The sequence below is a fragment of the Billgrantia bachuensis genome, from assembly GCF_011742165.1.
GTDB classification, from domain to species: domain Bacteria; phylum Pseudomonadota; class Gammaproteobacteria; order Pseudomonadales; family Halomonadaceae; genus Halomonas; species Halomonas bachuensis.
The window spans coordinates 1-14,043 of record NZ_JAAQTO010000033.1; the positions used below are offsets into that span (position 1 = coordinate 1).

General features: G+C 65.1%; 15 protein-coding genes and 1 pseudogene. 7 read left to right on the plus strand and 9 right to left on the minus strand.

Going from position 1 to position 14,043, the window contains the following annotated elements:
* From HBJ55_RS12955 to ruvX, 6 genes and pseudogenes are all read left to right on the plus strand, one after another.
* A pseudogene (locus tag HBJ55_RS12955) lies at positions 1-447 on the plus strand (aldehyde dehydrogenase (NADP(+))); the annotation flags it as partial.
* 328 nt (positions 448-775) lie between these two features.
* Positions 776-1,522 (plus strand): CvfB family protein, encoded by a 747-nt coding sequence (locus HBJ55_RS12960; RefSeq protein WP_167115408.1) that lies wholly within the window; start codon positions 776-778, stop codon positions 1,520-1,522.
* Between the two features lie 217 nt (positions 1,523-1,739).
* Positions 1,740-2,717: a glutathione synthase gene (gshB, locus tag HBJ55_RS12970; RefSeq protein ID WP_167115411.1), complete on the plus strand. Its 978-nt coding sequence runs from the start codon at positions 1,740-1,742 to the stop codon at positions 2,715-2,717.
* A gap of 33 nt (positions 2,718-2,750) precedes the next feature.
* A complete protein-coding gene (locus tag HBJ55_RS12975) occupies positions 2,751-3,668 on the plus strand; it encodes an energy transducer TonB (protein ID WP_167115413.1) in 918 nt (305 codons plus the stop codon).
* A gap of 28 nt (positions 3,669-3,696) precedes the next feature.
* Positions 3,697-4,269: a YqgE/AlgH family protein gene (locus HBJ55_RS12980; RefSeq protein WP_167115416.1), complete on the plus strand. Its 573-nt coding sequence runs from the start codon at positions 3,697-3,699 to the stop codon at positions 4,267-4,269.
* The gene (ruvX, locus tag HBJ55_RS12985; RefSeq protein ID WP_167115419.1) at positions 4,269-4,721 is read left to right on the plus strand and encodes a Holliday junction resolvase RuvX; all 453 of its coding nucleotides are present in this window, start codon (positions 4,269-4,271) and stop codon (positions 4,719-4,721) included. Before HBJ55_RS12980 ends, ruvX begins: the two co-directional genes overlap by 1 nt.
* Before the next feature lie 15 nt (positions 4,722-4,736).
* On the opposite strand, the gene HBJ55_RS12990 is transcribed toward ruvX, so the two are convergent.
* The 6 genes from HBJ55_RS12990 to HBJ55_RS13015 all read right to left on the minus strand — a co-directional run bounded on the left by HBJ55_RS12990 (position 4,737) and on the right by HBJ55_RS13015 (position 10,486).
* Positions 4,737-5,957: a Tm-1-like ATP-binding domain-containing protein gene (locus HBJ55_RS12990; RefSeq protein ID WP_167115422.1), complete on the minus strand. Its 1,221-nt coding sequence runs from the start codon at positions 5,955-5,957 to the stop codon at positions 4,737-4,739.
* Positions 5,958-6,012: 55 nt separating this feature from the next.
* Positions 6,013-6,450 carry an SRPBCC family protein gene (locus tag HBJ55_RS12995; protein ID WP_167115426.1) on the minus strand — a complete coding sequence of 146 codons (438 nt, stop codon included), beginning with the start codon at positions 6,448-6,450 and terminating at the stop codon, positions 6,013-6,015.
* A gap of 21 nt (positions 6,451-6,471) precedes the next feature.
* On the minus strand, positions 6,472-7,299 hold the full coding sequence (locus HBJ55_RS13000; protein ID WP_167115429.1) for a phosphoenolpyruvate hydrolase family protein: 828 nt from the start codon (positions 7,297-7,299) through the stop codon (positions 6,472-6,474).
* A gap of 10 nt (positions 7,300-7,309) precedes the next feature.
* Positions 7,310-8,296 (minus strand): branched-chain amino acid ABC transporter permease, encoded by a 987-nt coding sequence (locus HBJ55_RS13005; RefSeq protein ID WP_167115432.1) that lies wholly within the window; start codon positions 8,294-8,296, stop codon positions 7,310-7,312.
* A 2-nt stretch (positions 8,297-8,298) separates the two neighbouring features.
* The gene (locus tag HBJ55_RS13010; RefSeq protein WP_167115436.1) at positions 8,299-9,186 is read right to left on the minus strand and encodes a branched-chain amino acid ABC transporter permease; all 888 of its coding nucleotides are present in this window, start codon (positions 9,184-9,186) and stop codon (positions 8,299-8,301) included.
* A 70-nt stretch (positions 9,187-9,256) separates the two neighbouring features.
* Positions 9,257-10,486, minus strand: a complete 1,230-nt coding sequence (locus tag HBJ55_RS13015) for an ABC transporter substrate-binding protein (protein ID WP_167115440.1) — start codon at positions 10,484-10,486, stop codon at positions 9,257-9,259.
* Between the two features lie 108 nt (positions 10,487-10,594).
* Here HBJ55_RS13015 and HBJ55_RS13020 point away from each other — a divergent pair, with 108 nt between their 5' ends.
* A complete protein-coding gene (locus HBJ55_RS13020; protein ID WP_240936100.1) occupies positions 10,595-11,440 on the plus strand; it encodes a helix-turn-helix transcriptional regulator in 846 nt (281 codons plus the stop codon).
* A gap of 76 nt (positions 11,441-11,516) precedes the next feature.
* Here HBJ55_RS13020 and HBJ55_RS13025 read toward each other — a convergent pair whose 3' ends face one another.
* The 3 genes from HBJ55_RS13025 to HBJ55_RS13035 all read right to left on the minus strand — a co-directional run bounded on the left by HBJ55_RS13025 (position 11,517) and on the right by HBJ55_RS13035 (position 13,861).
* Positions 11,517-12,191: an ABC transporter ATP-binding protein gene (locus HBJ55_RS13025; RefSeq protein WP_240936101.1), complete on the minus strand. Its 675-nt coding sequence runs from the start codon at positions 12,189-12,191 to the stop codon at positions 11,517-11,519.
* A complete protein-coding gene (locus tag HBJ55_RS13030; protein WP_167115443.1) occupies positions 12,184-12,939 on the minus strand; it encodes an ABC transporter ATP-binding protein in 756 nt (251 codons plus the stop codon). Before HBJ55_RS13030 ends, HBJ55_RS13025 begins: the two co-directional genes overlap by 8 nt.
* Before the next feature lie 274 nt (positions 12,940-13,213).
* Positions 13,214-13,861: a hypothetical protein gene (locus HBJ55_RS13035; RefSeq protein WP_167115446.1), complete on the minus strand. Its 648-nt coding sequence runs from the start codon at positions 13,859-13,861 to the stop codon at positions 13,214-13,216.
* Positions 13,862-14,043 lie beyond the last annotated feature (182 nt).

A 14,043-nucleotide genomic window follows, 5' to 3' on the forward strand; every position in this document is an offset into this window, starting at 1 on the left:
GCCACCGCGGCCGAGGATTTCCTGGCCGATCCCGAGCTGCAGGAGGAGGTGTTCGGCTCCACCTCGCTGGTGATCGAATGTCAGGACGAGCAGGAGATGCGTCGCGTAGCCGGCGAGCTCGAAGGCCAGCTCACCGCCACCCTGCAGATGGACGACGGCGACCTGGACGCCGCCAGACAGCTGCTGCCGATCCTCGAGCGCAAGGCGGGTCGCATTCTGGCCAACGGCTGGCCCACCGGGGTCGAGGTGTGCCACGCCATGGTTCACGGCGGCCCCTACCCGGCGACCTCCAACTCGCGCACCACCTCGGTGGGCAGCGCGGCGATCTTCCGCTTCCTGCGTCCGGTGTGCTACCAGGCGCTGCCGCAGGGGCTCTTGCCCGAGGCGCTGCGTGACGGCAACCCCTGGGGTGTGTCGCGGCTGGTCGACGGCAAGCGCGAGGTGTAGGAAACACTACACAAATGCCTACGCGAGCGAATCGCTGCGCTATAGCCGCCATCCCTGGCGGCTACCCTTCGGGCCAGCCTGAAGGCTGTTCAAATTCGTTCCAGACGAATTTGTGCGCGGTGCTGGTGCGCCAGCCCGGTCGGAATCCTCACATATACCCTATATGCTCCGGTTCTGTGCTCCGTGCGCCTTGCGCTTCATCTCGCTCGTCAATTTGTCCAGCGCTTCCCTCTGTCGCATTGACTCCCTGAAACCTTTGGCGGCCTTCGGGCCGCCTTTTCATTCCTTTTTTGCCATAATGGTTCCCCACCCATCGGCGGAGCTGTTCATGGCCTCTTCCCCTCACGACCGTCGCCAGGGCCGCCCGAACCCCTCCCGGCCCCCATCGGATCGCCAGCGCGAGCGACGGCCGCGCGCTCCCAAGGCCCGGGTGGGCGAGGTGGCTTACCTCGAAGTGGTCACGGTCAACGAGACCGGCGCCTTTCTCGACTGGGGCCATCCCAGCGACGTGCTGCTGCCCTTCGGCGAGCAGCGCTTCAGGCCCACCCCCGGCAAGCGGGTATTGGTGCGCCTCTACGAGGACCAGCAGGGGCGACCGGTGGCTTCGCAGAAGCTCGACCGCTTCGTCCAGGATGAGGCGATGGGGCTGGCGCCGGGCGACGAGGTGGAGCTGGTCATCGCCGACGCCACCGACCTCGGTTACAAGGCGGTGGTCGACCATCGCTTCTGGGGGCTGCTCTATCGCGACGACGTCACCCGGCCGCTGCGCCGCGGCCAGCGGGCCAAGGGCTACGTGAAGCGGGTACGCGACGACGGCCGGCTCGACCTCTCGCTGCTGCCGCCGGGGGCGGCGCGTCTCGACGTGGTGGGCGAGCAAGTGCTCAGGGCGCTGCGCGAGAGCGGCGGCTACCTGCCGCTCTCTGACAGCAGCGAGGCCAGCGCGATCAAGGCGCGGCTGGGAGTGAGCAAGAACGCCTTCAAGCAGGCCATCGGACGGCTCTACAAGCGCCGGCTGATCGTCATCGAGGCGCACGGAATCCGCCTGGTGCCCGGGGCCACGTCCGACCCGGCCTAGGCTCGCCGCTCCGTCGAGCGCCTTGAACTCCTCCTCGTGCAGCCAGGCGGCTGCTTGGGCGCCCGCTTGGTCTTCGACCACTCCTCGATCATGGCCGGTGCCACTGCCTTGAGCTGCTGCATCTATTCCGACGTACCCTGTCAAGCCGCCTTGGTGTTGCTCACGGCCCTGCGTCATACTGCGCTCATTTCCCCGTGCCACGATGGAAACGGTGCCGATGAGCCAACAGACGAGCGAACGACCCCTGCGGGTGGGTGTGGTGATGGACTCCATCGCCCACCTCACCTACAAGAAGGACACCACCCTGGCTATGCTGTGGGCGGCCCAGGAGCGTGGCTGGTCGCTGCACTACATGGAGCAGGAGGATCTGTTCCTGCGCGACGGACGCGCCCACGCCCGCATGCGCGTCCTCACCGCCTTTCGCAACCCCGACGACTGGTACGCGCTGGGCGCGCCGGAGCAGCGGCCGCTGGCCGAGCTCGACGTGATCCTGATGCGCAAGGACCCGCCGGTCGATGCGCACTTCCTCAATGCCGTGCATCTGCTGGGCTTCGCCGAACGCGAGGGCGTGCTGGTGGTCAACCCCACCCGGGCGCTGCTGGAGTGCAACGAGAAGCTCTTCGCCCAGCAGTTCCCGCAGTGCTGCGCGCCGACGGTGGTCTCCTGCAGCGAGGCGGTGCTGCGTGACTTCCACGCAGAGCACCGCGACGTGATTTTCAAGCCGCTGGACGGCATGGGCGGCAGCGGGATCTTCCACGTACAGCCTGAAGGCCGGAATCTGGGCGCCATCATCGAGACGCTGACCGAGCGCGGCCAGCGCCAGATCATGGCCCAGCGCTACATTCCCGAGATCAAGGATGGCGACACCCGCATCCTGCTGGTGGATGGCGAGCCGGTACCCTACGGCCTGGCACGGGTGCCCATGGCCGGCGAGACCCGCGGCAACCTGGCCGCCGGCGGCACCGGCACCAGCCGCGAGCTGACCGCCCGCGACCACTGGCTGATCGAGCAGGTCCAGCCGATGATCCGCGAGAAGGGGCTGATGTTCGTCGGGCTCGACGTGATCGGCGACTACATCACCGAGATCAACGTGACCAGCCCCACCTGCGTGCGCGAGATCGACGACCAGCGCGGCACCGACATCGCCGGCATGCTGATGGATGCCATCGAGCGGCGCCTGGCCCGGCGCGCCTAGGCATCGCGCAACCCGAGGAGGACGAGCCCGCTCATGGTGGCCTCTGACCTGATCCACTATGCCCCGGTCACGCGGCCCTACCGCCGCTGGCTGGCGCTGTCGGCCGCGCTGCTACTGCACCTTGCGCTGATCGGCGTGGTGGCGAGCTGGCAATTTTCCCCGGCGCCGGCCGAGCGCACGAGCCTGGACGTGGTGCTGGTGACCCGCCCGGCCGAGGCGCCGGATGATGCCGAAGCCATTGCCGAGGCGGATCAGCAGGCGGTCGGTGAGCAGGCCGAGGAGGCACCTGCCGAGCAGCGTGCCGCGCCGCTGGACGAGCTGCCGGTGCTCGAGGCGCCGGAGAGCACCGTGGACCCGGCCTCTTCCGCCGAGCCCGCGGAGCGCCCCGTCGCCGAGCCCGAGCCTGTCCCTGTCGAAGAAGCGCCTATCGAGGCCGAGCAGGACAGCGAAGCAACGCCGCCGGCCGAGCCGCGTGAAAGCGCCTCCCAGGCCTCCGAGTCGCCCTCCGCGCCGGCGGCAGCAGCGCCGTCGGCGTCGGGGCGCGACCTGCTGGCCCAGGCCACCAGCAGCATTCGCCAGCAGGGGCTCGACGCCAGCCTCGCCGGGCCGGATGACGACCAGCCTCGCACGGCGGCCAGCCGCGCCGCCGAGGCGCGCTATATCGACGACTGGACCCGCCACGTCGAGGACTACGGCAACCGCGTCCACCCCGCCCCGAGCCACCTGCACGGCCAGCTACGCATTCGCGTCGTGATCGGACGAGATGGTCAGCTTCGTCAGGCGGAGGTGGTACAATCGTCAGGACATACCGAACTCGATCAGGCGGCGTTGGAAACCGTGCACGGTGCCGGGCCCTACCGGCCCTTCGACAGCACCATGGGGGAACTGGACAGTCTCTCCATCACCCGCGTCTGGCGGTTCGGGGAAGGTAATCATTTTGGCGTGCGCTAGGGTCATTGGTTCGCCGCCCGGGAGTCCCATGCAATCCGTGCAAAACCTAGGCTTGAGACATCATTTTCTGCTGGCGATGCCGCATCTGGAAGATCCCAACTTTGCCGGCACCCTCAGCTATCTCTGCGACCATGACGAAAACGGCACCATGGGCGTGATCGTCAACCGGCCGCTGGAAATCACCTTGGATGCGTTGTTCGAACAGCTCGAACTCGACGGCGAGGAGAGCCCGCATCGCAGTGCGCCGGTCTACTACGGCGGCCCGACCCACAAGGATCGCGGCTTCATCTTGCATCGCGGCTCCAGCGAGCGCTGGGATTCGAGCATCCAGGTGGACGACGACATTGCCCTGACCACCTCCATGGACATCCTGCTGGCGCTGGCCGCCGGGAACGGGCCGGAGGAGTTCCTGGTATGCCTGGGCTGTGCCGGCTGGGAAGCGGGCCAGCTCGAACAGGAGCTCAAGGACAACGCCTGGCTCACCGTCGAGGCGCAGGGCGACATCCTGTTCAAGGTGCCGCCCGAGCAGCGCCTCGGCGCCGCCGCCGGCATCCTCGGTATCGACCTCAACCTGATGTCGCGGGAGGCCGGGCACAGCTGATGAGCAAGGCTGGGCAGCGTCTGGTATTGGCCTTCGATTTCGGTGTACGGCGCATTGGCGTGGCGGTGGGTAACGAGCTGCTCGCCAGCGCGCGCCAGCTCGAGCCATTGCCGGCCCGCGACGGCATTCCCGACTGGAGCCTCGTCACGCGGCTGGTGGAGGAGTGGCAGCCGGACCTGTTCGTGGTGGGGCTGCCGCTCAACATGGACGGCACCGAATCGGAGATGAGTACGCGGGCGCGCAAGTTCGGCAAGCGTCTTTACGGCCGCTATGGCAAGCCCTGCGAGATGGTCGACGAGCGCGGCTCCACCCGCGAGGCCAAGGCCATCGCCCGCGAGAAGGGCTTGCTGCGCCCCGACCGGAGCTACCGCGACGAGGGCGTCGACGGCATCGCGGCGGTGCTGATCCTGGAGAGCTGGTTCGCCCGCCGCGAGGGCTTGCCGTCGCGGTGATGACAAAGCCTGGTCTCATTCAGCAGGCATCGACTCTCCACGCACCAGCGCATGGAACTCGGCGATGGCAGCAGCGGCGAACTCTGGGTCGTTGATATGCCAGGGGCAGCGGATCAAACGCCGGTCAGAGGTTTGCCGTACCGTGGCTTCCAGCGCTGCGAATAGTGCGGCGTCGGCTTCTGGATCATGAAAGGGCTGGTCGGGGGCATCGAGGGCCGAGACCCCACCCTCGGGCAGCAGAAAGCGCAGCGGCCCTCGGCTGCGGTTGAGCTTCTCGCCGATCCAGCGGCCTAACTGGGTATTTTCGTCGGCAGTCGTGCGCATCAGCGTAATCTGGGGATTGTGCTCGTAGAGCAGACGTTGCCGATAGCGTTCAGGGAGCGTCTCGGGGCCGGCGAAGTTGACCATGTCGAGCGCCCCGCAGGAGCCCACGTAAGGCAAGTCGACCTGCGCCAACACGTCCAGCCGCGTTTCACCGGCGCTGAAGATGCCGCCCATCAGCAGGTCGCAGACCTCGGTGGTGGTGATGTCCAGCAGTCCCTTCAGCATGCCGCTCGCTGCCAGCTTCTCCATCGAGCGACCGCCGGTGCCGGTGGCATGGAAGACCAGGCTATCGTATTCCGGCGACAAAGCATCGGTGATCCGGTTTACACATTCCGTGGTGACGCCGAACATGCTCAGGCCGATTGCCGGCTTGTCCTCGGCGACCTCGGGTATCCTCCCCTTCAGCATGCCGAGCAGGGCATGGGCCGCATTGCCCAGGACCCGACGCGAGATTCGGTTGAGCCCAGCCACGTCAGTGACGGAGTAGATCATGGCGATATCGCTGGGCCCGACGTAGGGAGCGACGTTGCCCGAGGCGATAGTCGAGACCATCACCTTGGGCACGCCGATGTCCAGGTCGCGCATGGCCGGCGTGATCAGCGCGGTGCCACCGGAGCCACCGATACCGATGACGCCGGCCACGTCGTCGCGTTTCGCGAGTAGTCGGCGCAATGCCTCGGCCATCTGCGCCACCGCGCGGCCGCGGTCGTTGACGAAAACCGCCTCGGCCCCCAGAGGGTGGCAGGCGGCCACCTGGCTGGCGGGAATGTCGGCTTCGGTTGTCGCCTTGCCGCCAGTGCCGACGTCGACGATCAGTGCCTCGACCCCTGCGGCCCGCAGCAGGTCGCGCAGGTAGCACAGCTCCGCGGCCTTGGTGTCACAGGTGCCAATGACGAAGGCTTTGTGTTCCATGGTGCCTCCTGGCCGACATGCATCGCGCCGGCCTGATTGTTATCGGTCTGGGGTGTTAGCCTTGGCAGCGTTCGACAGCCCCTTCGAAGGCGAGCCGGAAGGTATCGGTGACGCGCTGCACCACGTCGTGGTGATCGCCATCGTCCACCACGAATTCCGCCCACCATTCGCCGAAGCATTGATCGGTGGTGGTGACGGGCTTGAGGCGCATCTCGGCCACGTAGTCCCGCACCGGAAGTGCCGGTGCCTCGAGAATGCGATAGCAGCAGCGGTGCTCGCGGTCCGAGAGCGTGAGCAGTTCCTCGCGGATGAAGTTGCCGTCGTGGTCGTGGAAGTGGCGCACGCAGCCGACCTGGTCGGAGAGTTTGCCCTCCTCGATTTCGCTCTTGGCGAAGAAGGGATGGTAGTTCGGCAAGCCGTTGAAATCGCGCAGCACGCCCCAGGCCTGCTCGAGGGTAGTGGGCATGACGGCGCTGACGTAGACCCTGGTCATGATGATGTCTCCTTGATGCTGTCAGGCAATGGCCTTGAAACGGCGAATCTGTTCGGTTAGCGCGATCTCCGTGGGCAGACGCTCCATGCTCGAGGCGCCATAAAAACCGTTGCAGTGCTCGCTTTGTTTCATGACATAAGTGGCGTCGTCGGGCGTGGCGATGGGGCCGCCATGGCAGAGGATGATCACGTCCCGGCGAACACGCCGGGCCGCCTCGGCCCAGTTGTCTATCAGGCGCACCGATTCGTCGAGCGTCTTGGCTGACTCGGCGCCGATGGTGCCGCCCACGGTGACGCCCATGTGCGCCACGATGATGTCGGCGCCCGCCTCTGCCATCGCCACGGCCTCGTCGGCGGAGAAGACGTAGGGCGTAGTGAGCATGTCCATCTCGTGAGCCTGGCGAATCATGTCCACTTCGCTGCCGTAGGTGATGCCGGTCTCCTCCAGGCTGGTGCGGAAAGTGCCGTCGATCAGGCCCACGGTGGGGAAGTTCTGCACCCCCGAGAAACCCAGGTCCCTCAGCTCGCGCAACAGCTTGGGCATGATCACGAAGGGATCCGTGCCGTTGACGCCGGCCAGCACCGGGGTGCGTTTGACCACCGGCAGCACCTCCAACGCCATCTCCTGCACGATCTGGTTGGCATTGCCGTAGGCCAGCAGACCGGCGGAGGACGCCCGTCCCGCCATGCGGTAGCGTCCCGAGTTGTAGATCACGATAAGGTCGATGCCGCCGGCTTCCTCGCACTTGGCCGAGATGCCGGTGCCGGCGCCTCCGCCGATGATCGGTTGGCCGCGAGCGACCATGTCTCGAAAGCGGGACATCAGTTCTTGTCTGTCGAAGGCAGGCATGGGGTGACTCCTAGTCTTTGTTGATGGAGGTAGTGACGTGACTCGATCTGGCTGCGTGAGTCGAGGAGCGTCGTGTACGAAGCGCTTGGCTGAGCTGCCCCACCACGCCCTGGCGGAAAGTGAGTACACAGGCCATGAAGATCAGGCCGGTGATCACCGTGACCCAGGCGCCGAAGGGGTCCAGGTAGTGGTTGAGCGTGGAGACGAGGGCGGCACCCACGGCGGGGCCGAAGACCGTGCCCATGCCGCCGAGCAGGGTCATCAGGATGACGTCGCCGGAGGTGTGCCAGTGAACATCGTTGAGGGCCGCCAACTGGAAGACGATCGCCTTGAGCGAGCCGGCGATACCCGACAGGCCGGCCGAGAGGGCAAACACCAGTATCTTGTAACGGGCCACGGGATAGCCCAGCGAGATGGCACGCGGCTCGTGTTCACGAATGGCGCGCAGTACGTGGCCGAAGGGGGAGTTGACGGTACGCCATACCAGCCACAGGCCGGCACCGACGATGCCCAGCACCACGTAGTAGAGCGCCGTGTTGCTGCGCAGATCGACAATCCCCAGGAAGGTGCCGCGGGGAATCCGCTGCAGGCCGTCCTCGGCCCCGGTAAAGGGTGCCTGGAGGAAGAAGAAATAAACCAGTTGTGACAGAGCCAGGGTGATCATGGCCAGGTAGATGCCGCTGCGGCGAATGGCCAAGGCGCCGACGATAGCACCCAGCACGGCTGCCCCAAGGCCACCGATGAGGATCCCCAACTCTGTGGGAACGCCGTAGGTCTTGACCAGCAGGCCAGTCGCATAGGCGCCGGTACCGAAGAAGGCGGCATGGCCGAAGGAGAGGGTTCCGGTGTGTCCCAGCAGCAGATTGAAGGCGCAGGCGAACAGCACGAAACACAGCGTCTCCATTACGAACACGGAATAGATCAGTTGCGGGAAGAAGGGAACCGCCAGCAGCGCCAGCAGACCCAGGGCGATCAGGGTGGAGGGCAAGGGTCGCATGGTCAGCCCTCCTCGCGGCCGAACAGCCCGGCCGGGCGCAGTAGCAGCACCAGGACCATGACCAGGAACACGATGGTCGACGAGAATTCGGAGTAGAACACCCGCGTGAAGCCTTCCACCACGCCGAGTCCCAGGCCGGTGACGATGGCGCCCATGATCGACCCCAGCCCGCCGATCACCACCACGGCAAAGATGATGATGACCAGGCTGGAGCCCATGGAGGGATTGACGTGGAAAATGGGGGCGGCAAGCACCCCGGCGAAGGCCGCCAGGCCAACGCCCACGCCATAGGTCAGCGTGATCAGGCGCGGTACGTTGATGCCGAAGGCCTGGGTCAGTTCGGCGCGTTCAGTGGCGGCACGCAGGCTGGCGCCCAGCGAGGTGCGCTCGATGATGAACCATGTCGCCAGGCACAGCAGCAGCGCCGAGACGATTACGAAGCCGCGATAGAGCGGCAGGACCATGAAGCCCAGGTTGAGCGTGCCGCGCAGCAGATCGGGGGTGGCGAAGGGCTGGCCGGAGGAGCCGAAGGCGATGCGAAAGCCTCCCTCCAGCACTAGTACCAGGCTGAAGGTTAGCAACAGGCCGTAGATCGGGTCGAGCCCGTACAAGCGCCGCAGGAACAGGAACTCGAATGCCATGCCGAACAGCGCCACGGCCAGCGGGGCGACGGCCAGGGTCACCCAGTAATTGGCGCCCATATACTGGGCCAGCAGGAAGGCGGTGAAGGCGCCCAGCATGAAGAAGGCACCATGGGCGAAATTGACGATCTTGAGCACGCCGAAGATGATCGCCAGGCCAAGGCTGAGCACGGCATAGAAGGAGCCGTTGACGATGCCCAGCATGAGTTGCCCCAGCAGGGCCTGGATGGGAATACCGAATATATCCATGGTCACTTGCTCGCGAAGCTAACGGTGAGAAAGGCCCGATGCCCGGCCGCAGCCGGGCACAGAAAGGGCATCAATCGTTGTCGAGCAGGTGGCAGGTACTCTCTTCCAGTGGCTGGAAGGCCTCTTCACCCGGAATGGTGTTCACCAGGCGGAGGAAATCGTAGTCATACTGCGATTCGTCGGGGGACTTTACTTCCCACAGGTACTGGTCGTGCACCATACGGCCGTTGGGCCGGATGTAACCGCCCGAGGCGAAGAAATCGTTGATCTCCAGCTCGCGCATCTTCTCGGAAACCGCAGCGGCATCGTCGGTACCCGCGGCCTCTATGGCGTTCAAGTAGTGCATGGTCGAGGAGTAGTTACCGGCTTGGGCCATGTTGGGCATGCGTCCGGTGCGCTCGTAGAAGCGCTGAGAGAACTCACGTGTCTCGTCGTTGGCATCCCAATAGAAGGCATTGGTCAGCATCAGGCCTTGGGCAGTCTCAAGCCCCAGGCTGACGATGTCGTCGTACCACAGCAACAGGGCGGCCGGCCGCTGGTTGGGTGTGACGCCGAACTCGGCCAGGGCGTTGATCGCGTTGATGGCGTCGGCGCCGGTGGAAGCGATGCCGATGATCTCCGCGCCGGAGGCCTGGGCCTGCAGGGCATAGGAGGAGAAGTCGGTGGTATTCAGCGGATGGCGAGCGGCCCCGACGACCTGCCCTCCGGCTTCACGCACCACTTCCGATACCTGCTCCTCGAGACCAATGCCGAAGGCGAAGTCCACGGTAAGGAAGAACCAGGTGTCGCCGCCATCTTCGACGATCGACTTGCCGGTACCGTGTGCCAGCGAATGGGCGTCGTAGGTGTAGTGAGTGACGTAGGGCGAGCAGTAGTCGTTGGTCAGCCCGATGTTGGATGACGAGTTGACGATTGCGTGGCGCTGCTGCTCGTCGGCCACGGCCGCAACGGCCAGGGCGACCCCGGAGTTGGACAGGTCGTTGATCATGTCCACGCCTTCGCTGTCGTACCACTCGCGGGCGCGGCTGGCGCCGGTGTCGGCGCGGTTGCGATGATCGCCATGGATGACCTCGATGGGTACGCCGTTGACCTCGCCGCCAAAATCCTCGACGGCCATCTGAACGGCAGTCACGGCCGCTTCGCCGGAGAGGTCGGTGTAGATGCCCGACATGTCGGTGAGCACGCCGATTCGCACTATGTCGTCGGTATGGCCTTCGCTTGCCATGGCGCTGGAGAGACCCCCCATGCTCAGTACGGCGGAAGACACCACCAGGGTTTTCAAGGAGGTTGTGGCTGGCATTGTTTTTTCTCCTGTTCTCTCGGGGAGCTATTGTTGTAATTTGCTCGGATTCGCACGGTGTCGTTTCCGATGCCTCTACCAGTTAGGGCCAACAGGGGCCGATGCGCCATGGCTGCAGTGCACGAACAGCTATCCGAAACCCACATCGTTGGCGACGACACCCAGCAATGGATCGTGCGCGCCGAGGATTGTGCCGCCCTCGAGCAGCGGCACATTTCCCATGTGGGTGTCGGTGATGCCGCGGTGCCCTATCGCATCGTGCGTACCCGCCTGAGCGGTGCCTACATTCATGGTTCGCTGGGTGGCGAAGGCCGTATGCTGCTCGATGGGCGCTGGTGCGCCATGCGCGGTGGCATGATGTCCTTCGCCCCGGCTCATGCGCTGCATGCCTTTCACGCCGTATCCGAGAAACGCTGGCAATACTGCTGGCTGCGCTATCTACCCAGCGCGCCGCGTTCGGTGGTGGGGACCATCGCGCCGATCATGCAGCACTTCGATCCCGAACCGATGAAATACGCCGTGCTGGGACTCTACAGCGAGGTGTTCCACGGCCAGGGAGACCCCGCCAGCTGTGTGATGTGGGTGGATACCATCGAGCGCTACATCTCGCGCTTCGCCGATCCCTGGCGGCGCGATGCGCGTATCGTGGCGGTCTTCGATGCGGTGATACCGACACTGGAGCGCCATTGGACCATTGAGGAAATGGCAGAAATCGCCCATGTCAGCACCGAACATTTGCGCCGCATCAGCCGCAAGGTCTTCGGGCGCAGCCCCATGCAACAGCTCACACAGCTGCGCATGCAGCATGCCACCCACCTGCTGGCCACCAGTGACCTGCCGGTGGAAGAGATCGCCGAACGGGTGGGCTATGGCAGCCCGTTTGCCTTCTCCAAGACCTTCAAGCGCATGAACGGCGTCTCTCCCTCGCGCTTTCGCCTGCACTCTCGTGACTGACCCTCGCGGCCGAGCGCGCCGCTAGACGCCCAGTCGTGCCAGCAAGGCGTCGACGTCCTGCTCGATGCCCTCGCGATCATAGTGCGCCACCACCTGGCCGTGGTCGATCAGATAGAACTGGTCGGCCACATCCATGGCGAAGCGCAGGTTCTGCTCCACCAGCAGGATGGTGTATCCCTGCTCCTTGAGGTGGCGAATAGTGCCGCCGATCTGTGCCACGATGCTGGGCGCCAGCCCTTCGGAGGGGCTCGTCGAGCAATAACAACCTGGCCCCGGTACGCAGGGTGCGACCGATGGCCAGCATCTGTTGCTCGCCGCCGGAAAGCTTGGTCCCGGGGCTGTTAAGCCTCTCGCGCAGGTGAGGAAACAGATCGAGCACCTGCTCGGTGCTCAGGCCGTGGTCGCCGACCCGTGTCGGCAGCTCGAGGTGCTCCTTGACGTCCAGGGTGGCGTAGATGCCACGATCCTCGGGGCAGAAGGCCACGCCGTGGCGGGCGATATGAAAAGGACGCAGGCCGATGGTCTCGGCTCCCCCCAGCCGGATGCTGCCACGGCGCCGCGGGACGATGCCCATGACCGACTTGAGCGTGGTCGACTTGCCGGCACCGTTGCGGCCTAGCAGAGTGACCACTTGGCCCTCCGGCACGTCCAGGCCGATGCCGTGCAGCACATGACTCTCGCCGTACCAGGCGTGAAGGTCGCGAATGGCAAGTATCGAATCGAGAATCGGGTCGAGGGCTGCATTAGTCATGGCGGGCTCCTCCGATATAGGATTCGATCACGCGCGGATCACGCGACACCGTGGCATAGTCGCCCTCCACCAGCACCTCGCCGCGGGCCAGCACGGTGATGCGGTCGCAGAGCTCGGCCACCACGCCGAGGTTGTGTTCCACCATCAGTACCGAGCGCCCTTCGGCCACGCGACGGATCAGCTCGGCGGTGCGGCCGACGTCTTCGGTGCCCATACCGGCCAATGGCTCGTCGAGCAGCATCACCTCGGGTTCGAGTGCCAGCGTGGTCGCAAGCTCCAGGGCGCGCTTGCGGCCATAGGGCAGTTCAGCGGCTGCGGTATCGGCCCACGGCTCCAGACCGACGTCGACCAGCAGTGCCATGGCGCGCTCGCGATGATGGTCGAGCCGGTGATGCGAGGCCCAGAAGTCATAGGACTCGCCGCGCTGACGTTGCAATGCCAGCTTGACGTTCTCCAGCGCACTGAGGTGGCCGAACACGGCGGATATCTGAAACGAACGGACCATTCCCAGCCTGGCCACCTGATCCGGCTTGAGGCGGGTGATGTCGCGCCCCTGATAGAGGATGCTGCCGGCGCTGGGTTCGAGGAACTTGGTCAGCAGATTGAAGCAGGTGGTCTTGCCTGCCCCGTTGGCGCCGATCAGGGCGTGGATGGTGCCGGACTCGATCCGGATGGAGATATTGTTGATCGCAGTGAAACCCCGAAAATTCTTGGTCAGCCCCCGGGTCTCGATGATTGCCTCAGGCATCGTGTACTCCGTCGTTATTATTGTGCGTAGCTCAAGTCTCGGCGCCGGAGCGCGCAAGTGTTGGCCAACGGTATCCGTCGGCTTCAGTGTTGACTCGGGCGGAAGGCAGCGCCATAGCTGCAGGGCACGTGTGGCTATCCGAAACGCACATGCGGGTGTGTTCATGCAGCGAGAGGGAGCGGTCGGCGGGAGAGGTGCCTGCCCAGCCGGGCCTCGGTCGGGCCGGCTGGGCAGTCAGGGGAGGGAGCAGTATTCGTGCGGGGTGCGACCGTACTCAGGTCGTCAGTACCCGATCCTCGGCATACTGTGCGGCAATATCGTTCACCGAGATGCAGGTGTACTTGATGACGAAGAAGGCCAGGGTGGCGGGACAGGTGAAGCTTTCCTCGAAGCGTTCCACCTCGGTGCCGCGTCCGCGGGTGACGCTGGCGCGATAGCTGTTGCCCGCCTTGGTCAGCCTGACCGTGGCCTGGCGGTCGGCCTCCTGTTTCTCCAGCACCAGTTCGCGCTGTTTTGCCAGCAGCTCGTCGAGCATCTTGCCGCCTTCCAGCTCCTCGGGTGTGGCCCACACCTCCTGGTCGCGCTTGCCGTACTGGAACAGCAGGATTGCCGGCATCACGGAGAAGATGGCGCCGGTCAGCAGCCAGGTCAGTTCGGCACCGGGGGGATGTAGCGCGAACACGGCGAAAATTTGTATCAGGAAGGCTGCCACCAGGATGCCCGCCAGCGGGCGCCACATGCGCGGGTTCATCACCGGCTTGCCCAGGGTGTGGCCCCACAAGCCGGCCGCTACTAGTGCACCCAGCACGACCGATGCCAGCCCCCAAAGAGGGCCGCCGCCCACCAGCAGGGCAATGACGCCGATCGCCACCAGGGCGCTATAGAACACCGCCAGCAGTATGTACGCTCGTTCCAGGGTCATGCGTCGCATCTCCTTTCTACCGGTTGCCTGGGCGGCAACGCCATTGTTATTCGCATTGGCTATTCGAGTTCGTCGTTTATCAGCCGACTCTATCGAGCCTTGTCGTCATGGTGGGCAGCCAATGGCTGCCACGACAGCTTCGCATATTCCTCGACCGTCATCAGCATAGCGATGCCGAGCGT

What these genes read in the sequence shown, in the direction of transcription:
- HBJ55_RS12960 (WP_167115408.1), top strand. Translation starts at nt 776, where the DNA reads ATGGCCTCTTCCCCTCACGACCGTCGCCAGGGCCGCCCGAACCCCTCC.
- gshB (WP_167115411.1), top strand. Translation starts at nt 1,740, where the DNA reads ATGAGCCAACAGACGAGCGAACGACCCCTGCGGGTGGGTGTGGTGATG.
- HBJ55_RS12975 (WP_167115413.1), top strand. Translation starts at nt 2,751, where the DNA reads ATGGTGGCCTCTGACCTGATCCACTATGCCCCGGTCACGCGGCCCTAC.
- HBJ55_RS12980 (WP_167115416.1), top strand. Translation starts at nt 3,697, where the DNA reads ATGCAATCCGTGCAAAACCTAGGCTTGAGACATCATTTTCTGCTGGCG.
- ruvX (WP_167115419.1), top strand. Translation starts at nt 4,269, where the DNA reads ATGAGCAAGGCTGGGCAGCGTCTGGTATTGGCCTTCGATTTCGGTGTA.
- HBJ55_RS12990 (WP_167115422.1), bottom strand. Translation starts at nt 5,957, where the DNA reads ATGGAACACAAAGCCTTCGTCATTGGCACCTGTGACACCAAGGCCGCG.
- HBJ55_RS12995 (WP_167115426.1), bottom strand. Translation starts at nt 6,450, where the DNA reads ATGACCAGGGTCTACGTCAGCGCCGTCATGCCCACTACCCTCGAGCAG.
- HBJ55_RS13000 (WP_167115429.1), bottom strand. Translation starts at nt 7,299, where the DNA reads ATGCCTGCCTTCGACAGACAAGAACTGATGTCCCGCTTTCGAGACATG.
- HBJ55_RS13005 (WP_167115432.1), bottom strand. Translation starts at nt 8,296, where the DNA reads ATGCGACCCTTGCCCTCCACCCTGATCGCCCTGGGTCTGCTGGCGCTG.
- HBJ55_RS13010 (WP_167115436.1), bottom strand. Translation starts at nt 9,186, where the DNA reads ATGGATATATTCGGTATTCCCATCCAGGCCCTGCTGGGGCAACTCATG.
- HBJ55_RS13015 (WP_167115440.1), bottom strand. Translation starts at nt 10,486, where the DNA reads ATGCCAGCCACAACCTCCTTGAAAACCCTGGTGGTGTCTTCCGCCGTA.
- HBJ55_RS13020 (WP_240936100.1), top strand. Translation starts at nt 10,595, where the DNA reads ATGGCTGCAGTGCACGAACAGCTATCCGAAACCCACATCGTTGGCGAC.
- HBJ55_RS13025 (WP_240936101.1), bottom strand. Translation starts at nt 12,191, where the DNA reads ATGACTAATGCAGCCCTCGACCCGATTCTCGATTCGATACTTGCCATT.
- HBJ55_RS13030 (WP_167115443.1), bottom strand. Translation starts at nt 12,939, where the DNA reads ATGCCTGAGGCAATCATCGAGACCCGGGGGCTGACCAAGAATTTTCGG.
- HBJ55_RS13035 (WP_167115446.1), bottom strand. Translation starts at nt 13,861, where the DNA reads ATGACCCTGGAACGAGCGTACATACTGCTGGCGGTGTTCTATAGCGCC.